At 70.7% G+C, this 17,036-nt stretch carries 15 protein-coding genes, 1 tRNA gene and 1 riboswitch; of the genes, 5 read left to right on the top strand and 11 right to left on the bottom strand.

Features of this window, described 5'->3' with window-relative positions; genetic code table 11:
- Window positions 1-478 precede the first annotated feature (478 nt).
- Window positions 479-1,321 carry a hypothetical protein gene (locus ACFW22_RS20605; protein WP_386406563.1) on the top strand — a complete coding sequence of 281 codons (843 nt, stop codon included), beginning with the start codon at window positions 479-481 and terminating at the stop codon, window positions 1,319-1,321.
- Window positions 1,322-1,337: 16 nt separating this feature from the next.
- Here the strand turns inward: ACFW22_RS20605 and ACFW22_RS20600 are convergent, their stop codons facing one another.
- A complete protein-coding gene (locus tag ACFW22_RS20600) occupies window positions 1,338-1,667 on the bottom strand; it encodes a hypothetical protein (protein WP_386406560.1) in 330 nt (109 codons plus the stop codon).
- A 108-nt stretch (window positions 1,668-1,775) separates the two neighbouring features.
- On the opposite strand from ACFW22_RS20600, the gene ACFW22_RS20595 reads away from it, so the two are divergent.
- Entirely contained in the window at window positions 1,776-2,006 is a 231-nt protein-coding gene (locus ACFW22_RS20595) for a DUF4287 domain-containing protein (RefSeq protein ID WP_386406557.1), read from the top strand.
- A 138-nt stretch (window positions 2,007-2,144) separates the two neighbouring features.
- Here ACFW22_RS20595 and ACFW22_RS20590 read toward each other — a convergent pair whose 3' ends face one another.
- Window positions 2,145-3,020, bottom strand: coding sequence for a Bax inhibitor-1/YccA family protein (locus ACFW22_RS20590; RefSeq protein WP_386406554.1), 876 nt, complete (start codon window positions 3,018-3,020; stop codon window positions 2,145-2,147).
- A gap of 184 nt (window positions 3,021-3,204) precedes the next feature.
- On the opposite strand from ACFW22_RS20590, the gene ACFW22_RS20585 reads away from it, so the two are divergent.
- Window positions 3,205-3,819, top strand: a complete 615-nt coding sequence (locus ACFW22_RS20585; protein ID WP_386406551.1) for a hypothetical protein — start codon at window positions 3,205-3,207, stop codon at window positions 3,817-3,819.
- Window positions 3,820-3,827: 8 nt separating this feature from the next.
- Here ACFW22_RS20585 and ACFW22_RS20580 read toward each other — a convergent pair.
- Window positions 3,828-3,912 (bottom strand) — tRNA-Leu (locus ACFW22_RS20580).
- A gap of 356 nt (window positions 3,913-4,268) precedes the next feature.
- Here ACFW22_RS20580 and ACFW22_RS20575 point away from each other — a divergent pair.
- On the top strand, window positions 4,269-5,084 hold the full coding sequence (locus ACFW22_RS20575) for an ABC transporter ATP-binding protein (protein ID WP_386406548.1): 816 nt from the start codon (window positions 4,269-4,271) through the stop codon (window positions 5,082-5,084).
- 57 nt (window positions 5,085-5,141) lie between these two features.
- A complete protein-coding gene (locus ACFW22_RS20570) occupies window positions 5,142-7,673 on the top strand; it encodes an ABC transporter permease (protein ID WP_386406545.1) in 2,532 nt (843 codons plus the stop codon).
- A gap of 61 nt (window positions 7,674-7,734) precedes the next feature.
- On the opposite strand, the gene ACFW22_RS20565 is transcribed toward ACFW22_RS20570, so the two are convergent.
- The 8 genes from ACFW22_RS20565 to ACFW22_RS20530 all read right to left on the bottom strand — a co-directional run bounded on the left by ACFW22_RS20565 (window position 7,735) and on the right by ACFW22_RS20530 (window position 16,880).
- Window positions 7,735-9,096: a class I SAM-dependent methyltransferase gene (locus tag ACFW22_RS20565; RefSeq protein ID WP_386406542.1), complete on the bottom strand. Its 1,362-nt coding sequence runs from the start codon at window positions 9,094-9,096 to the stop codon at window positions 7,735-7,737.
- 176 nt (window positions 9,097-9,272) lie between these two features.
- On the bottom strand, window positions 9,273-10,652 hold the full coding sequence (locus ACFW22_RS20560) for an NAD(P)/FAD-dependent oxidoreductase (RefSeq protein ID WP_386406539.1): 1,380 nt from the start codon (window positions 10,650-10,652) through the stop codon (window positions 9,273-9,275).
- A 403-nt stretch (window positions 10,653-11,055) separates the two neighbouring features.
- Complete coding sequence (locus tag ACFW22_RS20555) at window positions 11,056-11,970, bottom strand: exopolyphosphatase (protein WP_386406536.1); 915 nt, start codon at window positions 11,968-11,970, stop codon at window positions 11,056-11,058.
- Window positions 11,967-12,506 (bottom strand): DUF501 domain-containing protein, encoded by a 540-nt coding sequence (locus tag ACFW22_RS20550; RefSeq protein ID WP_386406533.1) that lies wholly within the window; start codon window positions 12,504-12,506, stop codon window positions 11,967-11,969. The genes ACFW22_RS20555 and ACFW22_RS20550 overlap by 4 nt, the downstream gene beginning before the upstream one ends.
- A 39-nt stretch (window positions 12,507-12,545) precedes the next feature.
- A complete protein-coding gene (locus tag ACFW22_RS20545) occupies window positions 12,546-13,016 on the bottom strand; it encodes a septum formation initiator family protein (RefSeq protein WP_386406530.1) in 471 nt (156 codons plus the stop codon).
- Window positions 13,017-13,124: 108 nt separating this feature from the next.
- Window positions 13,125-14,411, bottom strand: coding sequence for a phosphopyruvate hydratase (eno, locus tag ACFW22_RS20540; protein WP_386406527.1), 1,287 nt, complete (start codon window positions 14,409-14,411; stop codon window positions 13,125-13,127).
- Between the two features lie 334 nt (window positions 14,412-14,745).
- Window positions 14,746-15,456 carry a transglycosylase family protein gene (locus ACFW22_RS20535; protein WP_386406525.1) on the bottom strand — a complete coding sequence of 237 codons (711 nt, stop codon included), beginning with the start codon at window positions 15,454-15,456 and terminating at the stop codon, window positions 14,746-14,748.
- Between the two features lie 3 nt (window positions 15,457-15,459).
- A riboswitch (cyclic di-AMP (ydaO/yuaA leader) is annotated at window positions 15,460-15,632 on the bottom strand.
- A 258-nt stretch (window positions 15,633-15,890) separates the two neighbouring features.
- A complete protein-coding gene (locus ACFW22_RS20530) occupies window positions 15,891-16,880 on the bottom strand; it encodes a transglycosylase family protein (protein ID WP_386406522.1) in 990 nt (329 codons plus the stop codon).
- Window positions 16,881-17,036 lie beyond the last annotated feature (156 nt).

Below are 17,036 nucleotides of genomic sequence, written 5' to 3'. Positions count from 1 at the left end.
TGAGCTGAGCCGGAGCGGAGGGTACGGGTCGCCCGAGGCACGAGGGCGGCACGTGCCCGCAGCGGTGGCGAAGCACAGCGCGACCCACCACACCCCGCGGCTGAGCTGAGCCGGAGCGGAGGGTACGGGTCGCCCGAGGCACGAGGGCGGCACGTGCCCGCAGCGGTGGCGAAGCACAGCGCGACCCACCACACCCAGCGGCTGAGCTGAGCCGGAGCGGAGGGTACGGGTCCGGATGTCCGGCTCTCCCGTCACCGAGCGCGTCAACCGCGCCGCGTCCCAGCCGTAACCGAATCTCCCCCAGGATGTGACCTACGTCCCGGGGGAGTTCGTTTTCGCAGGTCAGAGCGGTTTCGGGACTAAACGCCTGGCAGAAATACCTGTCCAATTCGTGACGTAATGCACTGACAGCAGGCACCGCCCCAGGACAAGCTGATGTAGGAAGTCGGGGGATCGACTCGGAATCGGGAGTACGTCAGTGAGCGCCATGCCTCTTGCCCTGCTGCTGACCACGGCCGCTGCCACGGCCGTGGGCGCTGCTGCCCTGCACGCCGTCCGCGGTCTCCGCAAGGAGGTCGTCGCCCTGCGCGGCGAGCTGGCCGCCGGTCACGGCGCCACGGTTCCCGCGGCCCGTGCCACGCCCGCCGCCGAGATACGGGCCGCGGTCGCCGATGCGCTGGCCGAGGAGCGGGAGCGCGAGCTCGCCGAGGCGCGTGCCTTCTGGGCCGCGCAGGAGGCCCGCGACGCCGCCGACGCCCCGTCCTTGCTGGGCGGCCTCGGCGGCCCGACCGAGGACGGCACCCTCTTCGTGCCGCGCCAGGCCGACTTCGCGGGCCTGGAGGCGATGGCCCTGGAGGCCATGGAGGTCGAGGCGGCCTCGCTCGACAACACCGAGGCGCTCGAAGCGTTCGACTCCTTCGACGAGTACCCGGAGGACTCGGCCGAACTGGCCGCGGCCCGTCGCCGTCACCCCTCGCACCCGGACTTCGTGCCGGTGCAGACCCCCGTCGTCACCGACCACGAGCGGACGGTGGCGCGCCTGGAGGAGCTCGCGGACACCCGCACGGCCCTCACCGACGTGCGTCCGGGCCCGCTCGGCACCCTCGACGTGTACGTCTTCGCGGACGGCACCACGCTGTGCATGACCCCGGGGCACCGCGAGACGGCGGAGCGCCTGGCGGAGGCCCTGCGCGCCGGTCGCGCCCCGGTGCTGCTCGGCGGCTCGGGCGTCTCGGGCGCCTTCGCCCTGACCTTCTCGTACGGCGACACCGACGAGGAGAACGTCTACATCCTCGCGGACCGGGTGATCGCCTCCCTGTAGGACCCTTCGGAGGGGCTCACAGCCCCGCGCGCTCCGCGGCCTCCCGCACCAGCGCCACGGCCTCGTCCAGCTCCCCTTCACCGGAGCCGGCCGGGGCCGTTCTGAGGATTTCGGCCAGATCGTTCCCGGCGACGGCGAGCTGGTCGGCCACCATGAAGACGCCCGCGTCAGGCATCGTCCTCGGCTCCCGGTCCGGGTCCTCGGCCCGCTGGGCGCGCACCGCCAGCTCTCGGGCGAGCGCCAACCCCTCGGCCGCCGCACCCCGCTGGAGGCGGCTCTGCGGGGCCGCCCGCAGCCGGTCGGCGAACCGCTCCACGGCGGCGATCAGTTCACTCGTATCACGCACCCCGCGACCCTACGCGCCCGCAGCGCCCCCTTGCCAACGGGTCGCCCCTCCGGCACGGTGACGGGAAGGAGCACGAGAAGCAACGGTACGAAGCGTCCGGAGGCGCCGATGTCCCACACTTTCTCCGAGCAGACCCACCGCAACCTGCTGGCCCGCATCCCGCGCCGCACCGGCCGTGAGATCGCCGACTGGATGCGCACCGTCGAGGAGGGTCCCTCCCTCGTCCGCCTCGAAGAGCGGATCAGTTGGCTCCGCGGGGCGCACGAGCTGACGTACGGCCATGCGAAGGCCATCATCCACGAGTACGACCTGCGGCGGGCGGCGCGCAGACTGCTCTGAGCCCGCGGGCCCGCGGCCACCGTGCGCACCCGCCGCACGGGCCCCTGGCCGCGGGCGGCGCGGCGCAACGGCCCGGAACGGCGGAAGGGCCCGCCCGGCTGGTGCCGGACGGGCCCTTCCCCCGTGTCAACGGACGGGTCAGTCGTCGCCCTGGAGGATCGACAGGAGGCGCAGCGCCTCCAGGTAGATCCAGACGAGGGTCATCGTCAGGCCGAAGGCGGCCAGCCAGGCCTCTTCGCGCGGCGCGCCGTAGGTCACGCCGTCCTCGACCTGCTTGAAGTCGAGGGCGAGGAAACAGGCGCCGAGGACGATGCCGATGACGCCGAACAGGATGCCGAGGCCGCCGCTGCGGAAGCCGAGGCCGTCACCGCCGGCGAACACGGCGAACAGCATGTTGACCACCATGAGCAGCATGAAGCCCATGGCCGCGGCCATCACGAAGCCGTAGAAGCGGCGGGTGACGCGGATCCAGCGCATCTTGTAGGCGATCAGGACGCCCGCGAAGACGGCCATCGTGCCGAGCACCGCCTGGATGACCACGCCGTCGGCGATGTAGGTCGAGACGACGGCGGAGATCACGCCGAGGAAGACGCCCTCGAACGCCGCGTAGCCCAGGATCAGCGCGGGGGACGGCTTGCGCTTGAAGGACTGCACGAGCGACAGCACGAGCGCGACCAGGGCGGCACCGACGCCGATGACGTACGACTTGGTGAGGTTGGCCGGGTCGACGGGCAGCAGCAGCCAGGACAGGACGGCGGTGAACACGACCGTGCCGAGCGTCATGGCCGTACGGCTCACGACGTCGTCGATGGTCATCGCGTTGCCGCGGGCCTGCTGCGGGGCGCCGAGCTGGGTGTCCTGCGGGGCGTACGGGTTGGTCGCGTACGGGTTGCTCGCGTACGGGTCGGCTCCGACGGCGGGGCCCCCGGCCTGCGGCTGCTGCGCGTTGAAGCCCGCGTAGCCGTTGTCGCGGCTGAACCCCCGTCGCGAGAAGACCGGGTTACTGCTCCTCATCTCACTCCTCCATGGCGGGCCGCACGTGCACGGCCTCGCGTCAAGAGTAATGGCTAGGCAAAAGAAACTCTCTAGTGCTCGGGGAGGATCTTTTCTCGTAAGTTTTCGATCTCCGTGCGCAGCGGGGCGCCCCGTCCGCACAGGCTCGTCCCTGACGGAACCGCACCCTCCATGGGAGAGACCGATGTCCATCGAGCCGAACGACACCTGGCAGCTGCGCAACGGGACCGCGTGGGTCTTCACCGCGGGCGCCCACCTCCTCAGGCCCGTGGTCCTGGTCGGTGACGCCGGCACCGGGCTCGCCGAGCTCGCCCGGCGCGCGGACGACGACGCCTACTCGCTCCTCTCGGAGTTGCGGGCGCGCGACTTCGACCTGGTCCTGGTCGGCCTCTTTGCGGACGGCACCATGACCGGACACGGCGCCACCGTCCAGAACGCGGTCACGGAGGCGAACGCGCGACGACGGGGGCACGCCCTGCTGACCGTCGGCGGGACCGGGTGGGGCGCCCTCGCCGCCCGCTACGCCCTCGCGGGGATGGAGTACATGAGGGTGGAGCACCGGACGGAGACCTTCTTCTCCCACAACGCGGCGGCCCCCGGTGTGGAGGACCAGGTCGAGTTGCGCCGGACGGGCGGACGACCGTACGTGCCCCGCTTCCTGCGCCTGGTCGACGGCGGAGTGGACGACGGCCTGCACGACGAGATCGCCGACGAGACCGTGATCGGCGAGGCGGGCCCGGTCGGCCCGCTCCTCTCCAAGGAGAACGGCTCCTGGTTGCTGGAGCACCTGCCGTACTAGCGAAACCATGGTGCCCGGAACCGGACTCGAACCGGTACGGCCCGAAGGCCAGCGAGGTTTAAGCTCGCCGTGTCTGCATTCCACCATCCGGGCGTCGCCGCGAAGCTCCGCGTTGGCACATGAGCCTATCGGGACGCTTTCCCCCGATCAGCGGAACATGGGGCCGATGTTGTCTTATTTTATTGAGGTCTGAGGGCGCGTCAGCGCAGGTGAGGGCCCTTCCGCCAAACCGTGACAGGGGTCGCAGGCGCAAAGCCGCACCTTCTGGAATGACGAAAAGTCGCCGCACTTCTGTCACCTTCGCGGCGGGCGCCCCGGGCGCCTTCCGCGAAGGCCTTCTCAGGGCCGCCGTCATACCTCAGAACGAGGGCACCGGCTTCCGGTCAGACTCGAGACGGCCCCGGGAACGGGCACAGGGGCGGACGTCCTGCGGCAGAACGACCGACACGATGGAGGGGTTCCCGAATCGTTCGTGCAATGACAGGAGTCCTTCCGTGACCACCACCTCCACCGTGTCCCGCGCCACCGCGGTGGCCGCCCGCGCCACGGATCTGACCAAGGTCTACGGCCACGGCGAGACCCAGGTGGTCGCCCTCGACCACGTCAGCGTGGACTTCCGTCAGGGCGAGTTCACCGCGATCATGGGCCCCTCCGGCTCCGGCAAGTCGACGCTCATGCACTGCGTCGCCGGCCTGGACTCCTTCTCCTCCGGCTCCGTGCGGATCGGCGAGACCGAGTTGTCCTCCCTCAAGGACAAGCACCTCACCCAGCTGCGCAGGGACAAGATCGGCTTCATCTTCCAGGCCTTCAACCTGCTGCCGACCCTGACGGCCCTGGAGAACATCACGCTGCCGATGGACATCGCGGGCCGCAAGGCCGACAAGCAGTGGGTCCAGCAGGTGATCGACATGTTGGGCCTGTCCGGCCGGCTCGGCCACCGTCCCTCCGAACTCTCCGGCGGCCAGCAGCAGCGCGTCGCCGTGGCCCGCGCCCTCGCTTCCCGCCCCGAGATCATCTTCGGCGACGAGCCCACCGGAAACCTGGACTCCCGCTCGGGCGCCGAGGTCCTGGGCTTCCTCCGCAACTCGGTGCGGGAGCTGGGACAGACCGTCGTCATGGTCACCCACGACGCGACGGCCGCCTCCTACGCGGACCGGGTGATCTTCCTCGCGGACGGCCGGATCGTCGACGAGATGCTGCACCCGACGGCGGACGGCGTGCTCGACCGCATGAAGGCCTTCGACGCCAAGGGCCGTACGAGCTGACGCACCGGCGCCAGCCGTACCCGCACCCGCCCCTCCCAGGACCTCCAGGACCCACCCATGTTCCGTACCGCCCTGCGCAACGTGCTCGCGCACAAGGCGAGACTGCTGATGACCGTGCTCGCCGTGATGCTCGGCGTGGCCTTCGTCTCCGGCACCCTCGTCTTCACCGACACCCTCTCCCAGGCCCTCCGCAAGGAGTCCGCGAAGAGCTACGACGACGTGGCCGTCGCCGTCGCCCTGCGCCCGAACCCCGAAGAGGCCCGTACCACTCCGGGCCTCTCCCAGCAGGTCGTCGACGAGGTCGCGAAGCTGCACGGGGTCGCCGCCGTCCGCCCGCGCGTCGACGGCTTCGCCGGCGTGCCCGACAAGGACGGCCGGCTGATCGGCGTCGGCTGGTCGAACGCCGGCGCCAACTTCACCCCCGGCAAGGACGGCAAGGACGGCGCCTACGCCTTCGCCGCGGGCGACGGGCCGACGCAGCCCGGCCAGATCGCGCTCGACCGGGCCACCGCCGAAGCGGGCGGTTACCGGGTGGGCGACACCGTCCGGGTGGCCACCAACGGCCCGGTGAAGGAGTACGTCCTCTCCGGCGTCTTCACCACCGAGGACGGCGCCGTCAACGCGGGCGGCAGCCTGGTCCTGTTCGACACCTCCGTCGCCCAGAAGCTCTATCTGAAGCCGGGCTACTTCTCCGACCTGAACGTCGTCGCCACCCCCGGCACGGACGCCGACGGGCTCCTCGACGAGATCCTGAAGGTCGTTCCGAAGGCGGCCACCGCCCAGACCGGCCAGGCCCTCGCCGACGAGCAGGCCCGTCAGATCGAAGAGGGCCTGGGGGCCTTCAACCAGGTGCTGTTGGCCTTCGCCGGCATCGCGCTCTTCGTCGGCGTCTTCCTGATCTCCAACACCTTCACCATGCTGGTCGCCCAGCGCACCAAGGAGCTCGCCCTGATGCGGGCGGTCGGCGCCTCGCGCCGGCAGATCACCCGTTCCGTCCTGGTGGAGGCCGGTCTCGTCGGCCTGGTCGCCTCCCTCAGCGGCTATCTGCTCGGCATCGGTCTGGCCGTCGGCCTGCGCTCCGTGATGAACGCCTTCGAACTGAAGGTCCCGGACGGTCCGCTGGTCCTCGAAGCCACCCCGGCCGTCGCCGCCTTCGGCATCGGCGTCCTGATCACCATGCTGGCGGCCTGGCTGCCCGGCCGGCGCGCCGCGAAGATCCCGCCGGTCGCGGCGATGAGCAGCGTCCACGCCACCGCGAGCGCCAAGTCGCTGGTCGTCCGCAACTCCATCGGTGCGGCGATCACCGCGATCGGCGCCGTCCTCATCGTGCTCGGCGCGGGCCAGGGCGGCGACACGGGCCGCATGGCGATCGCCGGCGGGACCTTCGCCGCCCTCATCGGCGTGATCGTGCTGATCCCGATGCTCTCCCGGCCCGTGATCGCCCTGCTCCGTCCGCTCTCCGAGGGGGCCTTCGGCGTGGCCGGCAAGCTCGCCGGGCTGAACGCGGTCCGCAACCCGCGCCGCACCGGCGCCACCGCGTCCGCACTCGCCATCGGGCTGACCCTGGTCACCGGGCTCACGGTGATCGGCACGAGCGCCGGCGCGGCCCTGGACAAGATCACGGTCGACCGGATCAAGGGCGACTACATGATCAGCATGGCGGGCGGCACGGGCCTCGGCGAGGAGGCGCTCACCGCCCTGGAGAAGGCCCCGGGCGTCACCGCGGTCTCGCCGCAGCAGGCCGGCTCCTTCCGGCTCGACGGAGAGTACGCCTCCGCTTCCGGCGTCACTCCGGGGGGCATCGAGAAGGTCCTCCGACTCGACGTCACGGACGGGTCGATGGCCTCGCTCGGCCGGGGCGGGATCGCCGTCGCCGCCGACACCGCCGAGTCCCGTGGCCTGAAGGTCGGCTCGACCGTTCCCGTCGAGTACGCGGACAAGCAGAAGGCGGAGCTGACCGTCGGCGCGATCTACGAGGGCAACCCCTTCGTCTCCCCCGTGCTCATCGACAAGGAGGTCCTCGGCGCGCACGAGCAGCAGCCGTACGTCCCGCAGATCTTCGTCGCGATGGACGGCGGTGCCTCGGAGGCCCACGCGAAGGCCCTGGCCAAGGCGATGGGTGACAACCCGGCCATCACCGTGATGGACAAGAAGGACATCCGCGATGCCTTCGGCGGCCCGATCAACGTGCTCCTGAACATCATGTACGGCCTGCTCGGCATGGCCCTGATCATCGCGGTCCTCGGCGTCGTCAACACCCTCGCGATGTCCGTCTTCGAGCGGCGGCAGGAGATCGGGATGCTCCGCGCCATTGGCCTCGACCAGCGTCGGGTGAAGCGGATGGTCCGTCTGGAAGCCGTCGTCATCTCGGTGTTCGGCGCGGTCGTCGGCATCGGCCTGGGCTCGTTCCTCGGCTGGGCGATCGGCGAGACCCTCAAGGACGGCATGCCGGGCTACGCCCTGGTGATGCCCTGGAGCCGGATCGCGCTCTTCGTGGCCCTGGCCGCCCTGGTCGGCGTCCTCGCCTCGCTGTGGCCGGCCCGGAGCGCGGCGAAGCTGAACATGCTCTCCGCCATCAAGGCCGAGTAGGGCGCGTCCGAGGGCGACGGAGGGTCGGGTTCCCGCGGGAGCCCGACCCTCCGCGTGCGGCTCAGGCCTTCTCGGTCCAGAGGCGCGGTCGCAGCGCCGTGCCGCTCGGGCCCGCTGCCGGGGTCTTCACCGCGAGGAACTGGTTCACGCCGATCCGGTTGCGTTCGAAGGAGACCGCCGAAGCCGCCATGTAGAGCCGCCAGATCCTGGCCCGCCCGGGCGAGGTCAACCGGACCGCCCGGTCCCAGTCGCGCTCCAGGTTCGCCACCCAGCGGCGCAGCGTCAGCGCGTAGTGCTCGCGGAGCGCCTCCACGTCCCTGACCTCGAAGCCGGCGTCCTCCAGGGTCGTCAGGGTGCGCCCCATGGGGGCGAGTTCACCGTCCGGAAAGACGTACGCATCGATGAAGGCGTCGATCTCGTAGGCGTCTTCGTCGGGCTCGGGGCGCCGGGAGATCTGGTGGTTGAGGAGGCGTCCGCCGGGCTTGAGCAGCCCGTACAGGGTGTCGGCGTACTCCCGGTACCGGACGGCGCCGACGTGCTCGGCCATGCCGATCGAGGAGACGGCGTCGTAGGGGCCGTCGGCGACGTCCCGGTAGTCCTGGACCCTGATCTCGACCAGGTCGGCGAGGCCCTCGTCGGCGACCCTCCCCCGGGCGTAGGCGGCCTGTTCCCGGGAGAGGGTGACGCCGACGACCCGGGCGCCGTAGGTGCGGGCGGCGTGGACGGCCATGGAGCCCCAGCCGCAGCCGACGTCGAGGAGCCGGTCGCCCTCCTTCAGGTTCAGCTTGCGGGCGATGAGGTCCAACTTGTCGTGCTGGGCTCCCTCCAGGGTGGCACCGGCGTCCGCATCGGGCCAGTACGCGCACGAATAGACCATCGAGGGACCGAGGACCAGTGCGTAGAAGTCGTTTCCCACGTCGTAGTGGTGACTGATCGCCTGCTCGTCGCGCCGTTTGCTGTGCCGCCTGCCGCTGCGGCCCTGCACCTCCTCGACCGGTGGCTTCGGCGGCGGCAGCGGGCCGGCGAGCCGCAGCAGGGCGCGGGCGGCGGCGCGGAGCGCGGGGTCCCGCAGGGAGTCGAGCAGGCTCCTGGTCTCCTGGCCGCGGTCCCACAGGAGGCCCGAGAGCCGGTCGAGGAGCTCGTAGAGGTCGCCCTCGACGTCGATCTCGCCGGCCACCCAGGCCCGGGCCAGGCCGAGTTCACCGGGTTTCCAGATCATTCTCCGCAGGGCCCTGCGGTCGCGGACGATCAGGACGGGGCCATCGGCATCGGCCGGTGCGGTGCGCGGCGCTTCCCCGGAAGGGCGGTGGCGAGCGACGGGCGGGCCGGCCTCACTGCCGTCCCAGGCTCGCAGACGGACCGGGAGCGGTCCTCCGAGGAGTTCCTCGGCGAGTGTCATCAGCCGCGACGCGGCGTCGGCCATGGTGCGCACCTCCGTGATCTCGTGCCCCAGGAATGCTCGTCACCCAGGGAACACCGTCCGGGGGCGCCGGCAGTCCCGCCGCAGCGCAACGAGTCGGCAAAACACGCGGAGGAACGCGCGAAGGGCCGTCCGCACCACGGATGGCGGACGGCCCTTTCGGACGTGCTGAGGGGGCGTTAGGAGGCCTTGGCCTTCTCCTGCACCGGGGCGGCCGGCGCCGGGGCGGGCTTGGCCGCCTCGTAGAACTCCTCGCGCGGCGTCTCCATGGCGCCGAGCGACACGACCTCGCGCTTGAGGAACATGCCGAGGGTCCAGTCGGCGAAGATGCGGATCTTGCGGTTCCAGGTCGGCATCGCCATGCCGTGGTAGCCACGGTGCATGTACCAGGCGAGACGGCCCTTGAGCTTGATCTTCATCTTGCCCATGACGATCATCGCGACGCCCTTGTGCAGGCCGAGGCCAGCCACCGCGCCCTTGTTGGCGTGGCTGTACTCCTTCTGCGGGAAGCCGCGCAGGCCGGCCACCACGTTGTCGCCGAGGACCTTGGCCTGGCGCAGGGCGTGCTGGGCGTTCGGCGGGCACCAGGCGTTCGGGTTGCCGGCCCTACGGCCGACCATGTCCGGGACCTGGGCGTTGTCGCCCGCGGCCCAGACGTGGTCCATGCCGTTGACCTGCAGCTTCTCGTTGCAGTCGACGTGGCCTCGGGGGCCGAGCGGCAGACCGAAGCGGGAGAGCGCCGGGTTCGGCTTCACGCCGGCGGTCCAGACGATCGTGTTGGAGTCGACCTCGAGGCCGTTCTTCAGCATGACGTGGCCGTCGACGCAGGAGTCCATCGAGGTCTCGAGGTAGATTTCGATCCCGCGGCCCTCCAGGTGCTCCTTGCCGTACTGGCCGAGCTTGGGGCCCACCTCGGGGAGGATCTTGTCGGCCGCGTCGACCAGGATGAAGCGCATGTCCTCGCGGGACACGTTCTGGTAGTACTTCGCGGCGTCGCGGGCCATGTCCTCGACCTCGCCGATGGTCTCGGCGCCGGCGAAGCCACCGCCGACGAAGACGAAGGTCAGGGCCTTGCGGCGGACCTCCTCGTCGGTGGTCGAGTCGGCCTTGTCGAGCTGCTCGAGGACGTGGTTGCGCAGGCCGATGGCCTCCTCGATGCCCTTCATGCCGATGCCCTGCTCGGCGAGGCCGGGGATCGGGAAGGTGCGGGAGACCGCGCCCATCGCGATGACCAGGTAGTCGAAGGGCAGCTCGTACGCCTCGCCGACGAGCGGCGAGATCGTGGCGACCTTGCGGTCCTGGTCGATGGTGGTGACCCGGCCGGTGAGCACCTCGGCTCCGCGGACGACGCGTCGCAGCGGGACGACGACGTGACGCGGCGAGATGCTGCCGGCGGCGGCTTCGGGGAGGAAGGGCTGGTAGGTCATGTACGACCGCGGGTCGACGACCGTGACGGTCGCTTCCGCGTAGCGCATCTTCTTGAGGATGCGCCGAGCTGCGTACAGGCCTACGTACCCGCCGCCTACTACGAGGATCCTGGGACGCTCCGTGGTGCTCATGGGATCGAGTATCCACCCCTCCTCAGGGGGGTGCTCGTGCGCCCCTTCACAAGGACCGGGGGCACCTCTGCTACACTCCGCCGCCCACGTGATCCACATCATGGTGCTGCAAAGGAACCGGGGTGCACTGGCGAACGTTGTTCACCCCCCGTGAACTGGCCCGGAGAGCCCCCGTTAACCCTGAACCACGGGGTCCGTTCACACGATGGAAACATCGAGCCAATCGGCCTCCACGCCTGCGAAAGGGCCCCGGGACACCGCTCGGAGGGCCCAAAGACCCTCCTGGGGCGCCGTCAGGGCCCTTTTCCTTGTGAAGAACTTCACGAACCTTTTCGGGCGGAGGGTCCCGACGGGTCCCCGAGGCCCTCGGAAACCCCCCTCCACAGGGCCTGATAGCCGCGCGCTATGCGACGGATAGCGCGATCCCATCGAGGATGTCGTGCTCGCTGACCACGACCTCCGCGGCTCCGACCCGCTCCACGACCTCCCGCAGGACGAGCGCCCCGGCGACGATCACGTCGACCCGGCCGGGATGGATGACGGGGATCGCGGCCCGCTCCTCGTGGGTGGAGGTGAGGAGCCGCTCGGTGACCTCGGCGACCTGCGCGGCGGAGATCCGGGCGTGGTGGATCTTCTCGGAGTCGTACTCCCGGAGCCCCAGGGCGATGGCGGCGACCGTGGTGACCGAGCCCGCCAGGCCGACCAGGGTCCGTGCGGTGTCGATGGGCACGGTCTCGGCCGCCAGGTCGAGGGCGGCGCGGACGTCGGCCCGGATCGCGGCGACCTCCTCGGCCGTCGGCGGGTCGTGCCGGACGTGCCGCTCGGTGAGCCGGACACAGCCGATGTCGACCGAGCGGGCGGCCTCGACGTGGGCGTTGCCGACCACGAACTCGGTGGAGCCGCCGCCGATGTCCACGACCAGGCGCCGGTCGTCGCCGTGCAGTTCGCCGGTGGCACCGGTGAAGGAGAACGCGGCCTCCTGGTCGCCGGTGATGACCTCGGGCTCCACGCCCAGGATCTCGACGACCCCGTTCACGAACTCCTCGCGGTTCTCGGCGTCGCGGGAGGCGGAGGTGGCGACGAAGCGGATCCGCTCGGCGCCCAGCTCCTTGATGACCCCGGCGTACGCACGGCAGGCGGCGAAGGTCCGGTCCAGTGCCTCGGGAGCGAGTCGGCCGGTCCTGTCGACGCCCTGGCCGAGCCGGACGATCGTCATCCGCCGGTCCAGCTCGATCAGGTCACCGGTGTCCGGATGGACGTCGGCGACGAGCAGGCGGATCGAGTTGGTGCCGCAGTCGATTCCGGCGACCCGGGTCATTCCGAGGACTTCCCTTCGTCGGTGCACGGGTTCACGCAGGGGCCCTTCGCCCACCACTCGGGCAGCATCGCGAGCGCCTCGTCGCCGAACGGGTTCACGCCCGGGCCGGCGACGAGCGCGTGGCCGACGAGGACGTGCAGGCACTTGACCCGGTCCGGCATGCCGCCGGCGCTCGGGAAGCCCTCCAGGACCTCGATGGCGTCACGGCGCGCGATGTAGTCCTCGTGCGCGGCCCGGTAGGCGGCGGCGAGCTCCGGGTCGGTGGCGAGCCGGGCCTGCATCTCCTTCATGACCCCGTTGGCCTCCAGGGTGCCGATGGCCGAGGCCGCCCGGGGACAGGTCAGGTAGTACGTGGTCGGGAAGGGCGTGCCGTCGGGGAGCCGGGGCGCGGTCTCGACGACGTCCGGGTTGCCGCACGGACAGCGGTGCGCGATGGCGCGCAGGCCGCGGGGCGGGCGGCCGAGCTGGAGCTCGAAGGCGGCGATGTCCGTCTCGGTGGGCTCGGTGCGTTCGGTCTGCGGAGGGGGCGTTTCCATGTCTGCCTTGCTCGTGTGTCGGGCGACCAAGAGGCCTGGTCAGGGGCGGTCGGCGTGGTCGACGCCGTCCCAGAGGTTGTCGTACCAGGGGCGGTCGTCCGCGCCCTGGTCGGTGCGGGGCCGCTGCTCCGCGTCGGGGTCGTTCACGGTGAAGCCGGTCTCGCCGGGGAGCACGTAGTGCAGGTGCTCGCGGGCGAGGCGGCGGACGTAGGCCGGGTCCTGGAGGCGGGCCTTCTCGTCCTTCAGTTCCTCGACCCGCCGGGCGGCCTCGGCGACGCGGCGCTCCTGCTCGGCGATCTCCCCCTGCTGGGACACGTAGCTCCGCATCGGATAGGCCAGCGCCACGACGAGGGAACAGACCACGAGGGCGAGGAAGGCCGCACGGCCGGTGAGCCGGGAGCGACGGTCTTGGCGGCGGGTCTGTGAGCGGTAGACACGGGCGGCGGTCTGCTCGCCGAGCAGTCTGATCCGGGTCGCGGTGGAGAACCGGTCCCGGTCCTTCGCGGCCATGTCGTGTCGCCTCCCCTGTTCACGCGTACGTCCCCGCACACGGTACGGGACCGAGTACGGGGACGTACGGAAGCTGGTCTACGCAGCGGCTCCGCCCTGGGGCGAAGCTCAGCCCTTGAAGCGCGGGAAGGCGCTGCGACCGGCGTAGACCGCGGCGTCGTCGAGGATCTCCTCGATGCGCAGCAGCTGGTTGTACTTGGCGACGCGCTCGGAGCGGGCCGGCGCGCCGGTCTTGATCTGGCCGCAGTTGGTGGCGACGGCGAGGTCGGCGATGGTGACGTCCTCGGTCTCGCCGGAGCGGTGGGACATCATGCACTTGAAGCCGCTGCGCTGGGCCAGCTCGACGGCGTCCAGGGTCTCGGTCAGCGAGCCGATCTGGTTGACCTTGACGAGCAGGGCGTTCGCGGAGCCCTCCTCGATGCCGCGGGCCAGGCGCTCCGGGTTGGTGACGAACAGGTCGTCGCCGACGAGCTGGACCTTGGAGCCGAGCTTGTCGGTGATGACCTTCCAGCCGGCCCAGTCGTCCTCGAACAGCGGGTCCTCGATGGAGACCAGCGGGTACGCGGCGACGAGCTCCTCGTAGTACTCGGTCATCTCGGCGGCCGAGCGGGACTTGCCCTCGAACTCGTACGTGCCGTCCTTGTAGAACTCGGAGGCGGCGCAGTCGAGGGCGAGCGCGATGTCCTTGCCGGGGACGTAGCCGGCCTGCTTGATGGCCTCGACGATGAGGTCGAGGGCGGCGCGGTTGGAGTCCAGGTTCGGGGCGAAGCCGCCCTCGTCGCCCAGGCCGGTGGAGAGGCCCTTGGTCTTCAGGACGGACTTGAGGGTGTGGTAGACCTCGGTGCCCCAGCGGAGGGCCTCGGAGAAGGACTCCGCGCCGATCGGGGCGATCATGAACTCCTGGATGTCCACGTTGGAGTCGGCGTGCGACCCACCGTTGAGGATGTTCATCATCGGAACGGGCAGCAGGTGCGCGTTCGGGCCGCCCAGGTAGCGGAAGAGCGGGAGGTCGCTGGCCTCGGAGGCGGCGTGCGCGACGGCGAGGGAGACGCCGAGGATGGCGTTGGCGCCGAGCGAGGACTTGTCCGGGGTGGCGTCCAGGTCGAACATGGCCTGGTCGATCAGCCGCTGCTCGGTGGCGTCGTAGCCGACGAGCTCCGGGCCGATCTGCTCGATGACGGCGAGGACGGCCTTCTCGACGCCCTTGCCCTGGTAGCGGTTGGGGTCACCGTCGCGAAGCTCAAGGGCCTCGAACGCACCGGTGGAGGCGCCGGACGGAACGGCAGCACGGCCGGTGCTGCCGTCGTCGAGGCCGACCTCGACCTCGACCGTGGGGTTGCCTCGGGAGTCCAGGATTTCCCGGGCTACGACGACGTCGATGGACGGCACGAGCATCTCCTTCTGGGATGTGACGCTGGATGTGACGCAAGGTCGGTGCAGGGTCGCTTGGCCTTGCGGCAAGAGCCTAACCGGCTCGGGGGCTCCGGCCCGCCGCGCGCCCGCCCCCTGGGACGAAAAAGGACCCAAGGGCACGTACATCGGGACGAAAGATCCCAGATCTACTGGACGGTAACCCTCGCGGTCGTCAGGTCCCCTTCCCCGCCAGGGCCCCGGAACGGGGGAACCCCGGTCCGGCGCGCACGGGGGAGGGGCGCGCCGGACCGGGGTGGTCACCGCGGGAGGGTCGTCGGCACCGCGCGAGCCGCCGGACTCACACGGGCCGCCGGGCTCACTTCAGGTGGAGCTGCTGGCCCGGGTAGATGAGGTCGGCGTTCTCGACGACGTCCTTGTTCAGCTCGAAGAGCTTGGCCCAGCCGCCCTTGACGCCGTGCGCCTGGGCGATCTTGCTGAGGGTGTCGCCGGAGACGACCTTGTACTCGCCGTCACCCTTCTTCACCTTCTTGCCGGTGGGGGTGGTGACGGTCTTCTTCGCGGCCTGCGGCGCGGCCTGCTGGGCGGCCTTCTTCGGGGCCTGGCGCTGCTGGCTGCGGGTGGTCGGCTGCTCCGTCTCGCGCTGCTTCGGAGCGGCCTGCTGGGGGGTGCTCTCGACGGTGCCGCCGGAGTAGGAAGCGCTGGAGAGGCCGACGCCACAGCTCGGCCAGGCACCCTTGCCCTGGCCCGCGAGGACCTTCTCGGCGATGGCGATCTGCTGGGACTTCGAGGCCAGGTTGGCGGTCGGGGCGTAGGCGGTGCCGCCGTACGCGGCCCAGGTGGAGGCCGAGAACTGCAGGCCGCCGTAGTAGCCGTTGCCCGTGTTGATGGCCCAGTTGCCACCGGACTCACAGGCGGCGACGACGTCCCACTCGGCGGCGGTGGCGGCCGAGGCGGTGCCCGCGGTCAGCAGCGGCGCGGCGACGGCGGCACCGGTGACACCGGCGAGCGCGACGACCTGGGCGGCCTTGGAGGGACGGCGGTGTTTGCCCTTGGCGGAAAACAGCATGGGAATTCTCCTCACCGACGCCTGCGAGGTGAGCTGTCGGGTTCGGGCCGAAGAGTTGCCCGGCCGCGCGTCTGGCACGCGACTTCACCCCAAGCCGGTCTCCGGCGGTCCGTCTCGACCGCCGGGCCCGGCGCTTACCTTGGGTCCCCCGCTCCTGCCTTCGGCGCTTGCGCGACGACTGTTCCCATCGGCCGACGGCAGGATTCGGCGTTTCGGTCGACGGGGCCCGCGGTGGCGAGCGGTGACGACCGTAGACACAGACCCACCGGAAGTTCAAAGAGGCCCATGGGGGACATATCGCCCCTCCTTGCCTTCCGGCGGGTGCTGTTTGCGCAGGTGAGAGCCGGCGGAAGCGAAGTTTCCGGACGTGACACGCCAGTTGGGACGAAGAGACCCATGTCTCACTTACGCAGAACCGGACATAAGGCGACCAATCACCCCTCCGCCGCGACCGGATCCGCCGTCAGGTCGAGACTCTGACCAGGCAGGATCAGATCCGGATCGGTCCCCACGGTCTGCCGGTTGGCGTCGTAGAGCGCGGTCCACCCACCGGGGAGTTCGTTCTCCTGGGCGATGTCGGACAGGCTGTCGCCGGGTCGCACGGTGTATTCGCCCGAAGTGCCCTTACTGTCCTTTTCGGCGGAAGCTTTCGCCCCGTCAGTCGCCGACTGGACGTCGCCCCCGCTCACGCCCGAAGCATGCCGACCCGCATCGGATGAATTGCCCGGCATGCCACTTTCCTCCGGTGCCGCCTCGCCCCGGTGCTTGCCGGTGCCCGGCGTGGCCGACGGCACCTCACCTTCCGGAATTCCCGGCGAAACAGACACATCGGGCGTAATGGATGCATCAGGGGCGGTCGGTGCCGTCGGATCGACGGGAGCGGTCGATCCATCCGGATTGACCGATGCGTCAGGAGTTGACGGAATCGTCGGATATGCCGGAGTGGTCGGGTGCGTCGGAGTGGCGGAGGTCGCCGGGGCGCTCGGGGTCACGGGCGCGGCGGGCTGCTGAGTCGCCCCTTGCCCACCCGCGGAGGACACCGGCTCACCGCCGGTGCGATTGGACTCCGGAGGCGGGCCCGTGGGCGCCGCCGGGGTGACGGCGGGCCCGGGGTTCACTCCGGTGGCCTTGCCGTCGTTCTTCAGGCCGGCGATCGGCGCACAGGTGGCCCAGTCGTTGCTGCCCCCGGCGAGCGCCTTCTCGGCCACCGCGATCTGCTGGGCGCGGCTGGCCAGGTCGGGGCTGGGCGCGTACGCCAGACCGCCGTTCCGCTCCCAACTGTCCTGGGTGAACTGGAGTCCGCCGTACATCCCGTTGCCGAAGTTGGCGCTCCACTGTCCGCCGGACTCGCATTCGGCGACCCGGTCCCACGTGGCGGCGTCGGCGGCGGAGGCAGACCCGGTGGCGAGCAGCGGCAGCGCCATCGCGGAACCGGTCACACCGGCGGCGACGACGATGGCGGGGGCCTGACGGGGGCGACGGTGTCGTCCGTTCCCGGAACGCATAGGAACGCCTTTCGCGTGGCGGCTGAGATTCCGGTGAACGTAGCGGCATTCGAACGTCCGTCACAAGTCGATGGA

This window comes from Streptomyces sp. NPDC058872, assembly GCF_042743065.1.
Taxonomy (GTDB): domain Bacteria; phylum Actinomycetota; class Actinomycetes; order Streptomycetales; family Streptomycetaceae; genus Streptomyces.
The sequence above is the reverse complement of the archived record's forward strand: the minus strand, read 5'-3'. Positions and strand labels throughout refer to the sequence as shown.